Genomic DNA, 12,353 nt, shown 5'->3' with positions numbered 1-12,353 from the left:
AGAATTAATGCGGTTGTTAACCGAATTCTAACCACGCGGTCGCATTCATCTTCAGTGAACCGTCCGACTTTCAAAATGGAACGACAGGCGGAACGCCATGCGCAGAAGCGCAAATTCCCCTTCGCGAAGAATTACGGAGGGACGCTGGAGGCCGAAAATGTCGATGAACATGTACGAAGGGTATTTCGGACTGGAGAAACGTCCCTTCACCCTTGTTCCCGACCCGGATTTTCTCTTCTGGACACCGCAGCACCGGCGCGCATTCGCGGTGCTGGAATTCGGCGTGATGTCACAGGCGCCGATCACGTTGATCACCGGCGAAGTTGGTGCCGGCAAGACGACCCTTCTGCAGGCGCTGCTCGGGCGAATGACAGAAGAGCTGAAGGTTGGTGTGGTTTCCAATGCTCAGGGTGAGCGCGGCGAGTTGCTTCAATGGGCGCTGAATGCGCTTGGGTTGGAGCTGCATGATGGTGAAAGCCATGTGCAGAGCTTCCAACGCCTGCAGGATCAGCTTTTGGCGGATTATGCGGCCGGGCGGCGGGTCGTCCTGATATTTGACGAGGCTCAGAACCTGACAAAGCAGGCGCTCGAAGAACTGCGCATGCTGACCAATATCAATTCAAGCCAGGACATGCTCTTGCAGATCATCCTGGTTGGCCAGCCCGAGCTTCGCGACCTTGTTCGCGCGCCAGATATGAGTCAACTCGCGCAACGCGTGGCGGCCCATTATCATCTTCAGGGCCTCGACGCCGATCATACAGCCGGGTTCGTGGCGCACAGGCTCCGCCAAGCTGGTGGGACGGGCGACGAGATCACGCGTGACGCGGCCTCGCTTGTCCACCAGGCGACACAGGGGTTGCCCCGGCTGATCAATCAACTCTGCGATTTGACCATGCTTTACGCCTGGAGTGGAAATCAGACAGTGGTGACCGAAGGTACGGTCCGTGAAGTGCTGGACGATGGTGTCTTCTTCGGCGGCGGGCTCGGCGACGGCAAGGTACACTGAGATGTCCGAGCTTCGTTTCTACCTGTCGCGGTTCAGAAGGCGGTTCCACTGGTTCCTGCTGGTCGCGGCGACGATCTCTCTGGCCGCTATAGCGGTGACGCAGAGCCTGCCTTCCTCCTATCGGAGCGAGCTGCGGCTGATGATGGAATCGAAGCAGATCCCCGACGAGCTTGCCCGGTCTACTGTTGCCACATCCGCAGTGGAGCAGATGCAGATCATCGAGCAACGGCTGATGACCCGCGAGAACCTTCTGCGCATCGCGTCTTCCCATGATGCCGTTCGGGGCCAAATGGACATGAGCGCGGACGAGGTCGCGCAGGCGATGCGGGCTCAAACCCGGATCCGGCGGCATTCCGGCCGCAACCAGGCAACCATTCTGACGATCACTTTCGTTGCGCCGGAAGCGGCAGCGGCAGCGGGGGTGCTGAATGCCTACCTGTCGGTTATCCTCGAGCAGAATGCCGAGTTCCGTGCAGAGCGCGCCACGACGACCCAGGACTTCTTCGAGCAGCAGGTGAGCTGGCTGAAGCGGGATCTGGATGCGAAATCCGATGAGATCCTTGCCTACAAGATGGAGCACGCTGCTGCCTTGCCCGAGACGATGGCGTTCCGGATGTCCGAGCAATCCCGGATGCGAGAACAGTCGGCGCGGCTCGAAACCGACATCGTCAATCTGCGGAACCAGCGCGCGCAGCTCATTCGTCTCAACGCGGCATCGCGGCAGATCGGGGCCGATCCGAACAAGGCGAAGATCCAGCTCAGCCCGCGCCAATTGCGCCTGAGCCAGTTGCATCAGGACCTGTCGGAAGCGCGAACGGTCTATTCCGACCAGAGCTCCAAGGTGCGGCACCTGCAGGCGTTGATCGCGGGGCTGGAAGCGGATGAAACACAGCTGGCACCTGTCGCGGAAGGTGAAGCGCCGAAGGACATGTCAGACAGCTTGATGCTGGACATCCAGCTTGCAGATATCGACGCGCAGATTGCGGTATCGGAGACGCAGCGCGGTAACTTGGTTGCCCAGATTGGCGAGCTCGGCGACGGCATTTCCCAGACACCGGCGAATGCTATCGCGCTGGAGGCCCTGGAGCGGGATTACGCAAACATCCTGGCGCAGTACAATCAGGCCGTGGATAACCTTAGCCGCGCGGAGACCGGTGAACGAATCGAGTTCATGTCTCGCGGACAGCGCATCGCGGTGATCGAACCGCCCAGTGTTCCCAGTGAGCCAAGTGAGCCCAATCGGAGAAAACTCGTGACGGCGGGCGTCGGGCTTGGCCTGATGTCGGGGCTGGCACTGGTCTATCTACTTGAAATCATGTCCCGCAGCATGCGCCGCCCAGAAGACGTCATCGCCCGTTTCGACGTGATGCCCATCGCGACGATTCCCTACCAGCGAACCCATGGGCAGCTTCTGGCAGGACGGGTGTTTGCCGTGATGATCGGGCTGATCGTTGCCTCTGGCGTACTGGGTGCCAGCTGGGCGTTTCACGAATCCTACATGCCGTTGGACCTGGTCGCCGACAAGGCGATGAGTCGTCTGGGTATGTCCTGGTAAGGCAGAACGCAGGAGCGCCGCGAAATGGACAGGTTACAGATTGCCATCGAGAAGGCGCGAGCGCAGCGGGCCCTCGTACGCACTGCTGCGAATGAAACCGGCAGGCCGGTTCTTGTCGAGCCCGCGCCCATGCCGGTCGCTCCGACACCCGACAAGGACGACCTCTGGCGAAAGCTCGCACCGTTTGACCTTTCGGCGCGGTCTCTCCACGACACGCGCTTGATGGCGCGAGAGGGCGGTAGGGCGGCCGCACCATTCGATCTGTTGCGCACGAGGGTCTGGCACCAGGCACGTCAGAATGGTTGGCGCTACATCGGCATCGTCTCTCCGACACCCGACTGCGGCAAGACAACCGCCGCCGCCAATCTCGCCTTTTCCTTTTCGCGGCAGCCAGATCTACGGCTCATGCTGCTTGATCTCGATCTGAGACGCCCATCGCTTGCGCGGATGCTTGGGCAGCAGGTCGAGCAGGGCATGCAGGAGATCTTGCGCGGCGAGTTCGGTTTCGCCGACCATGCGCTCCGCCTCGGAGAGAATGTCGCGATTGGTCTTAACAATAAGCCGGCCGAGGCGCCGTCGGAACTTCTCCAGAGCGCCCGGACCGAAGAATGCATCGCCGGGCTCACGGAGCAATACGATCCGGATCTCGTCCTTTTCGACCTGCCGCCAATGCTGTGTACCGACGACAATTTCGGCTTTCTGAGCAAGGTCGACGCTGTCTTGCTGATGGTGGCGGCGGAAGAGACCACACATGCACAGACCGAGCTTTGCCTGCGCCAGCTGAAAGAGCTGACGACGGTCATGGGCCTTGTGCTCAACAAATGCCGCCATTCCGGCGGCCTGTACGGATATTCAAACGACCACGCGGCTGCCTGAAGTTCGGTCCGACAAGGAGGTTCCACAATGGTATTCGACTTTGGCTTCATGTCGACGCCCGGCGAAATCCGGATTCCGCTGCAAGGACAGGCAGGCACAGATGGCAAGGAACTGTCCATCCCGCTCACCCACAAGAGCTCGGTCAAGTTGCTGGACGACATAGCTCGCCGGTTGCGCCAAGGGCGTGGCTTCGCCGTCGCGACGATCAATCTTGATCACGTCGTGAAGCTCCGGGGCAGCGCCGTTTTCCGGGATGCCTATCTCCGCCACAGCCACATCGTTGCCGACGGCAACCCGATTGTCTGGCTCGCCAGGCTTGCCGGGCAGGACATCGACCTCGTTCCGGGTTCGGAACTTGTTGAACCGATTGCGCGCCAGGCCGCGCGCAACGATGTACCGGTCGGCCTTTTTGGGGCCTGCGAGGAAAGTCTCGCCGCAGCGGCCTCGGCGCTCAAGGCGCGCCATCCGGGACTGCGGATCGCGGATTGCATCTCGCCGCCGTCTTGTTTCGATCCGAGTGGCGAAATAGCGGAAGACTATATCGATGCCATAGCGCAGTCGGACGCAAGACTCTGGTTCCTGGCACTTGGCGCTCCGAAGCAGGAGCTCTTTGCCGCGCGCGCAAGCGAAAGGCTGGGCGATCGAGGCTTCTTGTCGATCGGAGCAGGGCTGGATTTCATTTCCGGTCAACAGATCCGCGCACCAAGAATCGTACGGAGGATGGCGTTGGAATGGGCCTGGCGTATGGCCGCGAACCCAATGCGCCTTGGCCCTCGCTATGCCCGCTGCTTTGCGGCATTGCCCGGGTTGTTTGGAGCAGCGCTCCGTCAGCGGCGGGAAAGCCGGCGCGCGTGACTCGGGCTTTGGACTTCCAACGCGGGGAGGTCGCGATGCCGAGAGTGATCGGCCATGCCTAATATCCTTGCCTATTTCGTGGTCCTGTCATGGCCGGTTGTTGCGTCAGTCGCCTTCCGGCGGCTGCCTCTCGCTGCTGGAATAACCGCTGCGATGCTGGGAGGCTTTCTTCTGTTGCCGACCCGCACGGCGGTAGACTTTCCCATGCTGCCGGGCTTTGACAAGAATGCGTCGGCCATTCTGGCTGCCCTGCTCCTGATCCTGCTATCACGCAACAAGCCCTCTCGTCGGCCCGGGACGGATGCGCTCAGGGGCTTGCTCCCGAGCTCATTCGGGGCGCGCCTGTGCCTCGTATCCGCCCTTGCCGGCGCTTTGGTAACCGCAGCCGCGAACCATGATCCGCTCGTGTATGGGCCGCGCACCCTGCCCGGCCTGTCCTACTATGACGGCCTCGCTGCGGACCTGTCGCTTGTGATGCTGTTTTTTCCCTACATCATTGCCCGAAAGTACCTCGCCTCGCCGCGAGCGCAGCGACAGTTCCTATTCGTTCTGGTTGCCGCAGTTGCGCTCTATACCATCCCGACTCTCTACGAAATCCGGATGTCGCCCCAACTCAATCGGACGGTCTACGGCTTCTTCCCGGCCTCCTTTTTTCAGCATATGCGCGGCGATGGCTTTCGACCGATCGTGTTTCTCAATCATGGACTCGTCCTGTCGCTTACCCTCGCCCTTGCCACCCTGGCGGCCGTGGCGGGCACGCGGTACAATCCGGAACGACGCCCGCTCTTCGTCATCCTCGCGGTGTTGCTCTTCGCGACGCTGTTCCTGAGCAAATCCCTTGGCGCATTTGCCATCACCGTTCTCTTTGCGCCGGCCATTCTCCTTGCACCCGCCAGGATGCAGCTCGTGTTTGCCGCCTTGATCTCCGCTCTTTTGCTGGCCTATCCCGCAATGCGTGCGCATGGCATTGTGCCCATCGACAGGATCGTGGAAATGGCCGAACACATTGATGCCGAGCGGGCAGGATCCCTGCAATTCCGTCTCGAACAGGAGGAAACCCTGCTCGCCAAGGCCGAAGAACGCCCATTCTTCGGTTGGGGGGGGTGGGGGCGTGCAAGACTCCATGATGAGCGCGGCAAGGACATCTCCGTGTCCGATGGTGCCTGGGTTATTCTGTTCGGCCAGGGTGGATGGGCTCTGTATCTCTCGGTTTTCGGCCTTCTCTGTCTGCCTGTCCTGCAGCTTGCGTGGCAAGCACGTCGATCGGAACCTGACGGTGTGTCCGTTGTGCTGGCCATCCTGCTCGCAGCGAATCTCATCGATCTTGTGCCAAACGCCTCGCTTACCCCGCTGACCTGGATCATCGCCGGAGCGCTGGCAGGCCGCCTTGAATGGCAGAGGCTTTCCATCGGCGAAACGAACCGGATCGAGTCCTCCGTCCAGGCCCCGCTCTTCGCACCTCTGATGCCAACTCCGGTCGTGGAAAGCCGCAGTTGCCGAACACCCTTCAGTCCCGTCCTGCGCGAGCCATCGCCCGGTCAACGGCAGCCCTGTTTCGCCCCGCAGGCCCGCGACGCATCGTCGAGGGAATAGGGGATGGAGCCGCACCCTCCAAGAGTTTCGGTCATTGTCGTGAACTATGGCACGGCCGGACTTGCACTTGAGGCTGTCGCCAGCGTGTTGGAAAGGACGGACGGCACCGTGACGCTGGACGTTCACATTCTCGATAACGGCTCGCCGACGGGGGACGCGAAGCAGCTGGCTGAGGCGATCGCCGAGCGCGGTTGGCTGGACCGGGTGCATTTGCATATTTCGTCAGACAATCTTGGGTTCGGGCGGGGCAACAATCTGGTTCTGCGCGCCTTGAGCGAACCGCATAGGAGGCCGGATTTCGTTTTCCTTCTCAATCCGGATGCACGATTGCGCGGACCGGCGCTGGATCACCTCGTCGGGTGCCTTCTGGAACATCCGAAGGCCGGCGTCGCCGGCGCCCGATTGCACGACATGGACGGCAATGCGAGCACCAGCGCCTTTCGCTTCCCGGGACTCGCCGGCGAGTTTGCCGAAGCGGCCAGCTTCGGTCCGATTACGCGGTGTCTCGGCCGGTGGAGGATCCCCCTCCCAGCGGAACTTCCGTCCGGACAGGTGGACTGGGTGACAGGCGCCGCCGCGCTGGTCCGCTTCGACGCGCTTCAGCAAGTTGATTTCTTCGAGCCCGGGTTTTTTCTCTATTATGAAGAGGTTGACCTGATGCGCCGTCTCGGGGAGGCGGGTTGGGAGTGTCGGCATGTCGCTGAAGCGGTTGTCGATCATGTTGAAGGCGCGGCAACCGGTCTGCGCGGCGTCGAGGTCGGACAGCGACGGCGCCCGGCCTATTGGTACCAGTCCCGGCGTCTCTACTTCTATCGCTCCCACGGGCGCGTTGGCGCGATCGCCTGCGCTCTGGCAGCGATCTCTGGCGCAGGGGTCAATCATGTTCACAGTCGACTGCGCGGGCGGCGGCCGTGGATCCCGGACCGGTTCATCCGCGACAGCTGGATCCACATGCTGCGTCCGCTGCTCACCGGGTGGACGCCGCCGCAGAGGCCGTAGCGGGGCTATTTATACTCGATCAGCGTGCGGCGCGCGCCCGAGAGACGTTGGCGCTGGTATTCCAGTACCCCCTGCATTTCCGCAAAACGTCCAAGGCTGAGGAAGGCCGCGCGTTCCCAGCCAACCCGTTTTGCGAGCCGTACAACCTGAAGCGGATAGAGGGCAAACCCAAGAAGCGCCCAAGGCGAGATGATGAGGGCGCCGGACAGGATGGCGATCGGGAGAAGTCCTGCCCAGACCAGAATACGCCGCATCTCGAGAGCAAAATGCCGCTCCGGCGGGCGGCCATGCAGTCGGTATCCCTCGGCAAAGGCGAAGCCTGCGCGGCGACTGCGGCGCCACCATTGCGAAAACCGGGTCATCTCGGCGTCATGCCAGCCCATCTCGTGGTCAATCCGCCAGATCTCCCCGCCGGCCGCACGCAGACGAACGCAAAGCTCCGGCTCTTCGCCGGCGATGAGGTCTTCGCGGAATCCACCGGCGTCCATGACAGAAGGAAAACGCATCAGGACGATACCGCCGCACGCCCTGGACCGCCCGGTTGGCGTGTTCCATTCCGCGTCGCACAGGCGGTTGTAGAGGCTGCGCTCCGGGTGACGTTCGCGCAGGCGACCGGAGACGGCCACCACGCTCGGGTTCTGTTGCAGAAACGTGCGTGCGGCCGTGAGCCAGCCGGACGCGAGCGTGCAGTCGCCGTCGAGGAACTGTACGAATGCCGGGGGGTCATTCCCGGCAAGCTCCGCCAGGCCGGCATTTCTTGCGCGAGCCGCCGTGAATGGCCGTGACATGTCCAGTTCCACGATATGTGCGCCTGCCTGACGTGCCGCGGCCACGGATCCGTCAGTCGAACCCGAGTCAACATAGATCAACCTGACCGGGCAGCCATCGAGCGAGGCGAGGCACGCGCGCAATCGCGCTCCTTCGTTGCGCCCGATCACGATGATGCCGATGTCGTCGGAGCCGCTCATATGTTCGTCACCTGTCTGTTCCGGGCAGTGCCGCATCCGAGGCGCGATCGTTGTCGAATGTCTCGAAAACATAGATCTCGGCCTTTCCCGGCGGAAGGGAGGAGATTTGAAGCTGTGGAAGACTCTCGTGGACCGCGCGTTGTTCCGAACGAAGCCGTACCGCGTCACCATCGAGGTCATGTCCGTTCCACGGGCCCTCAAGCCAGTAGCGTGTGACCTTTCGCGCCTCGGAAAAGGGCAACGCGACCGTGACCGAGGTCGTCCCGTCATCCTGCGGGTTGACCTGATCGGGAACGCGGCGCGAAATCAGGATCAGAGTCACCCGTCCCGGGGAACGGGTTGCGTAAGCTGCTAACAGTGGGGCGTCCGGAACGGCGATCCGGCCACGGTCGTGCGGCAGGCTGCGGCGCGGAACCGTACGGGTTTCAATGTCGAGCATTTTCCCAAGACCGACCCGGTTGAACAGGGTGAGCAACTCCCAGGAGGGCAGCGGGTCGCCGCCCTGTTGCCAGGGAAGATGCGACGCCCAATGGCTTCCCTGACCATAACTGAAATAGGTCTGCACCCCCTCTCCATGCCGTGCGCGCGCGAGGAAACTGTCGAGTGTCGCCGTTCCGGCGGCGATGCTCTTCATGGCGCGTTGCTGCAAGTCAGATTGCGCGTCGGTCATGTGCCGTCCGTTCAGCCCGTTCATCGCGTAGCCCGGGCCGGCCTCGTAGGTGCCATGCACGAGCGGAGTTCCGCGGGACCGCGCGATCCGTGTCGCCGCGTCGCGCTGGCGTTTCGCCTGCGGTATGCCGGCCTGCAGGACATGGGTGAGGACGCGGGAGAGCCCGGCCGGGTCGGGGCGAACCGGTCCTTCCCCGGATTCCCATCCGCCGATATATCCGGCATGCGTGAGTATCGCGGTCGAGGGCGAATGCTGCGCAGCGTCCTGCCCGTAGTTGAACCCGGCCCAGTCGCCAAGCCCGGCACGGCCGCCGATGACCGGCACAAGTTTGGGTGCGAGTTGCTCCCAGTTCGGGCTTTGGCGCAGAATCGAGAGCACATATTCCTGGTAGAGCCCGTAGGTCTCCCCCGGACTGTAGCGACGACCTGTTCCCGCGTCTCGCATCTTCGGAAAGGTCCAGGGGGCAAAGAGCGGGTTCCAGGTCTCGTTGCCGATCTCCAGCAGGATCTTTCCGAAAGCACCGGTTCGACGCGGTTCGGCCAGAAAATCGGCCAGACCAAGCCACTCGGCGGCGGAGAGATGTGGTTCGATCTGCAACCACGGGTCCATGCCGAGCCGGGCCATCTCGTTCAGAAGCTGCGGCAGGGTGTTCCCGCCGCCCGTTCCGTTGATGGCGCCACCCGGATTGGTGAGTTGTGTCAGATCGTAGCTTGCACGCCCGGTCTTGACGAGGGAATGGGTTCGCAGAAGGGACATTCCGGAGCCCGCGAGTCGCGCCGCATCCTCGGGTGGAAGTGAGAGATACGGCGCATCGTCAGCATAGACGCGGAAATTGTCGATATCGAACAGGCCAGGCCCGGTCAGCCGAAGCTGCATCCGCCCGGCTTCCTTGCCGGGGTGCGCGACCGGGACAGAGAAGGTACCGCTGAAGAGCTTCCAGTCTGGTGTAACGCGGAAGAGATAACGGCCGAGCGCGCCGCCTTTCAGCTTGGTGTGGAAGCCGGTCAGTTCGAATGTGACCGGCCGAAGCGCTTCGCCGCGCAGCCAGACTTCGAACCGGTACATCCGGCCCGGTTCCAGCACCGGATACCAACTCTGTGCAAGGCCGGAATGATTTCGTCGTCCTGTGCGGAACTCCTGGCCGAACCCAAGCTGCACCCGCAGATGGGTTTCGCCCGGATCGGGCAGCGGCGTGCCTCGGGGATGGCGAACGAGATGCCAGTTGCCGCCATCGGGGTCGTCGGACCAGCGTGACAAGAGCGGAGGCAGGAAGTCTCTTGCGGTTGCGCCGCCGCCCCAGACGCGATGGCTCAATAGCCGCGTCCGGTCCGCACGCAAACGGCGTGCGCGCAGAATCACAAGGTCCCCGGCGCGGATTGCCGGACCTGTCCCGGCGAGTTGCAGGAAATACCCGTCATGTTCGCTCGGCGGTCTGTCGGACCGATAGATTGCATAGCCTTGAGCGCCGGCGACGGGGGGCCAGTCGAGACGGATATTTCCATCCGAGTCCAGCCTTGCCGAGAGGGTATCGGGGGATGGCAGGAGTCCCTGTTCCGTGCCCAGCGTCTTCACATCTATCAGGTCGGCTGGCGTTACCTTGCGGTCCGGAGGTCCGGGCCATTGCACGGAAACGGCTTGAGCGGGGGCAGAGAAACCGCCGCGACTGTCCACGCTGCGGAGTGTGAAATAAACAGGCACGTCGCTTCGAAACCAGGCGGGCAGGGAGACCGTGATGCCGGACCGGTCTGGCGCCACCACCTTGTCGCCAAACATGCGCACCCAGCCGGAAGCGTGATGTCCGCCTTGCGCGACCCGGTCCAGTCGCACGGAGCGGAATGAGCCGTTCTCGATCCGCAGGATTTCGACCTCCGCGCCGTCCAGCATGCCGGGGCGCCAGCTGTCGTAATTCGTCAGCCGATGCGGCGGGGCGATGACGCGGTCGGGCGCGTCTTCGGTCGCCATGAACATGTCGCGCAGGATCATTGGCTCGAACCCGCCATTCGGCATGAGCGCCGCGCCATTGCCAATGGCGCCGATCGTCGTGGCAAAAGGCTGGAGCGGGGGTGTGACTGCGCGGTCATGGACGACGAAATGGGCTTCGACCGGTTCGGCTGCGGCAAGTGCCGGCAGAAGCCAGGCAAGGGCGAGGCCAGCGAGCCATCGCGATATCTGTCTTGTTCGAACCATTCTGGCTCCCTGTGGATCTTTCGACCCAGTGTGCATCGGCCCGCGCGACGCTTGCGCGTGACCCTGACGGCTGAAAGTTTACAGAGCGTTGAAATCGCGTCGCAACGCCGGGGAATCCGGCATTCGAGCCATGACAAAGCGTCCCGGCTGAGGCAAGAGTACAGGCAGAGTGCCGGCGCGATCAGTGCGGGTTTGTTCAGGAGGTTTCCGATGATTCATCCCGTCATCCTTTGCGGCGGATCCGGGACGAGGCTCTGGCCCTCGTCGCGCCAGGCCTATCCGAAGCAATTCGTCGGCCTGCTCGGCAAGGAAAGCCTCTACCAGAGCACGTTGCGGCGGCTGAGCGGCGGGTTGTTCACCCAGCCCCTTGTGATGACAAACGAGGAGTTCCGCTTCCTGGCCTCGGAACAGGCCGCGGCCATCGGGCTGTCGGATGCGCAGGTCGTGGTCGAGCCTTGCCTGCGCGACACCGGCCCGGCGATCCTGACCGCGGCGTTGTTGCTGGCGCGTGATGCCGGGGACGATGCGTTGATGCTGATTGCCCCTTCGGACCATGTCATTGCGGATATCCCGGCCTTTCTTGCCACGGTGGAACGTGGGGTTGAAGCGGCGCAGGCAGGGGCGCTGGTAACGTTCGGCGTCACCCCGGACCGGCCCGAGACGGGCTACGGATATCTGGAGCTGGCGGAAAAGCCGGACGGATCCGGTATTGCCGTGCCGCTGGCGAGCTTCCGCGAAAAGCCTGACGCCGAGACCGCGGCGGCCTTCCTTTCCGCCGGGACATATCTCTGGAATGGTGGAATTTTCCTGTTCCGGGCCGGCGATGTCGTGGCCGCCTTCGAGGCCCACGCGCCGCAGCTTCTCGTCCCTTGCCGGGCGGCGCTGGAGGCGGGCGCGCAGGATCTCAACCTGTTCCGGCTGGATGCCGACGCCTATGGCGAGGCCGAGTCAATTTCCTTCGACTACGCTGTGATGGAGAAGGCGGAGAAGGTCTCGGCCGTTCCGTTGGCCTGCACCTGGTCCGACCTCGGGTCCTGGGAAGCGCTTTGGCAGGAAGAGGGGCCCGATGAGCATGGCGTCGCGACCCATGGGCCCGTGACGGTTCTTGATTGCGCCAACACCTATCTGCGCTCGGAAGAGGAGAATATGCATCTCGTCGGGCTGGGGTTGAAGGATGTCGTGGTCGTTGCGATGCGCGATGCGGTGCTGGTGGCCGACAAGGGGCGCTCGCAGGAGGTCAAGACGATCGTCAAGACGCTCCGCGAGGCACAGGTGCCGCAGGCCGATGACTATCCACGCTTTCACCGGCCCTGGGGCTGGTACGAGACGCTCTGCATCGACAACCGATTTCAGGTGAAACGGATCATGGTCCATCCGGGCGGCGTGTTGAGCCTGCAGAGCCATCATCACCGCTCCGAACACTGGATCGTCGTCTCCGGAACGGCGGAGGTGACGGTGGACGGGGAGATCAGGCTCGTGACCGAGAACCAGTCGGTTTATATCCCGCTTGGCGCGGTGCACCGGATGGCAAATCCCGGAAAGCTGCCGATGTATCTCATCGAAGTGCAGACCGGCGCCTATCTCGGCGAGGATGACATCCTGCGCTACGAGGATGTTTACGGGCGCGGCTGAGGCACGAGACGG

9 protein-coding genes are annotated in these 12,353 nt (G+C 62.8%); 7 read left to right on the top strand and 2 right to left on the bottom strand.

The features are described from left to right. Window positions 1-157: 157 nt before the first annotated feature. From R3X27_RS00635 to R3X27_RS00610, 6 genes are read left to right on the top strand one after another with little or no spacing between them, the layout of a single operon-like run. Entirely contained in the window at window positions 158-1,006 is an 849-nt protein-coding gene (locus R3X27_RS00635) for an ExeA family protein (protein WP_317706876.1), read from the top strand. A 1-nt stretch (window position 1,007) separates the two neighbouring features. Beyond that, window positions 1,008-2,561: a hypothetical protein gene (locus tag R3X27_RS00630; protein WP_317706875.1), complete on the top strand. Its 1,554-nt coding sequence runs from the start codon at window positions 1,008-1,010 to the stop codon at window positions 2,559-2,561. Between the two features lie 24 nt (window positions 2,562-2,585). Continuing rightward, window positions 2,586-3,437, top strand: coding sequence for an exopolysaccharide biosynthesis protein (locus tag R3X27_RS00625; RefSeq protein ID WP_317706874.1), 852 nt, complete (start codon window positions 2,586-2,588; stop codon window positions 3,435-3,437). Between the two features lie 27 nt (window positions 3,438-3,464). Beyond that, window positions 3,465-4,292, top strand: a complete 828-nt coding sequence (locus tag R3X27_RS00620) for a WecB/TagA/CpsF family glycosyltransferase (RefSeq protein WP_317706873.1) — start codon at window positions 3,465-3,467, stop codon at window positions 4,290-4,292. A 54-nt stretch (window positions 4,293-4,346) separates the two neighbouring features. After that, window positions 4,347-5,885 (top strand): O-antigen ligase family protein, encoded by a 1,539-nt coding sequence (locus tag R3X27_RS00615; RefSeq protein ID WP_317706872.1) that lies wholly within the window; start codon window positions 4,347-4,349, stop codon window positions 5,883-5,885. A gap of 3 nt (window positions 5,886-5,888) precedes the next feature. Then, window positions 5,889-6,884 (top strand): glycosyltransferase family 2 protein, encoded by a 996-nt coding sequence (locus R3X27_RS00610; RefSeq protein WP_317706871.1) that lies wholly within the window; start codon window positions 5,889-5,891, stop codon window positions 6,882-6,884. A 5-nt stretch (window positions 6,885-6,889) separates the two neighbouring features. On the opposite strand, the gene R3X27_RS00605 is transcribed toward R3X27_RS00610, so the two are convergent. Both R3X27_RS00605 and R3X27_RS00600 read right to left on the bottom strand, forming a co-directional pair. After that, window positions 6,890-7,852 carry a glycosyltransferase family A protein gene (locus R3X27_RS00605; protein ID WP_317706870.1) on the bottom strand — a complete coding sequence of 321 codons (963 nt, stop codon included), beginning with the start codon at window positions 7,850-7,852 and terminating at the stop codon, window positions 6,890-6,892. A gap of 7 nt (window positions 7,853-7,859) precedes the next feature. Beyond that, window positions 7,860-10,709, bottom strand: coding sequence for a hypothetical protein (locus tag R3X27_RS00600; protein ID WP_317706869.1), 2,850 nt, complete (start codon window positions 10,707-10,709; stop codon window positions 7,860-7,862). A 210-nt stretch (window positions 10,710-10,919) separates the two neighbouring features. On the opposite strand from R3X27_RS00600, the gene R3X27_RS00595 reads away from it, so the two are divergent. Continuing rightward, the gene (locus R3X27_RS00595; protein ID WP_317706868.1) at window positions 10,920-12,341 is read left to right on the top strand and encodes a mannose-1-phosphate guanylyltransferase/mannose-6-phosphate isomerase; all 1,422 of its coding nucleotides are present in this window, start codon (window positions 10,920-10,922) and stop codon (window positions 12,339-12,341) included. The last annotated feature ends 12 nt before the right edge of the window (window positions 12,342-12,353 follow it).

It is taken from the genome of Tropicimonas sp. TH_r6 (genome assembly GCF_033101155.1).
GTDB lineage: Bacteria > Pseudomonadota > Alphaproteobacteria > Rhodobacterales > Rhodobacteraceae > Tropicimonas.
Note: the sequence above shows the minus strand (reverse complement) of the source record. Positions and strands in the feature narration are given on the sequence as shown.

Excerpts from the sequence above, each read along its gene's own strand:
- R3X27_RS00600 (WP_317706869.1), bottom strand. The coding sequence starts at position 10,709 with ATGGTTCGAACAAGACAGATATCGCGATGGCTCGCTGGCCTCGCCCTT.
- R3X27_RS00620 (WP_317706873.1), top strand. The coding sequence starts at position 3,465 with ATGGTATTCGACTTTGGCTTCATGTCGACGCCCGGCGAAATCCGGATT.
- R3X27_RS00615 (WP_317706872.1), top strand. The coding sequence starts at position 4,347 with ATGCCTAATATCCTTGCCTATTTCGTGGTCCTGTCATGGCCGGTTGTT.
- R3X27_RS00605 (WP_317706870.1), bottom strand. The coding sequence starts at position 7,852 with ATGAGCGGCTCCGACGACATCGGCATCATCGTGATCGGGCGCAACGAA.
- R3X27_RS00625 (WP_317706874.1), top strand. The coding sequence starts at position 2,586 with ATGGACAGGTTACAGATTGCCATCGAGAAGGCGCGAGCGCAGCGGGCC.
- R3X27_RS00630 (WP_317706875.1), top strand. The coding sequence starts at position 1,008 with ATGTCCGAGCTTCGTTTCTACCTGTCGCGGTTCAGAAGGCGGTTCCAC.
- R3X27_RS00635 (WP_317706876.1), top strand. The coding sequence starts at position 158 with ATGTCGATGAACATGTACGAAGGGTATTTCGGACTGGAGAAACGTCCC.
- R3X27_RS00610 (WP_317706871.1), top strand. The coding sequence starts at position 5,889 with ATGGAGCCGCACCCTCCAAGAGTTTCGGTCATTGTCGTGAACTATGGC.
- R3X27_RS00595 (WP_317706868.1), top strand. The coding sequence starts at position 10,920 with ATGATTCATCCCGTCATCCTTTGCGGCGGATCCGGGACGAGGCTCTGG.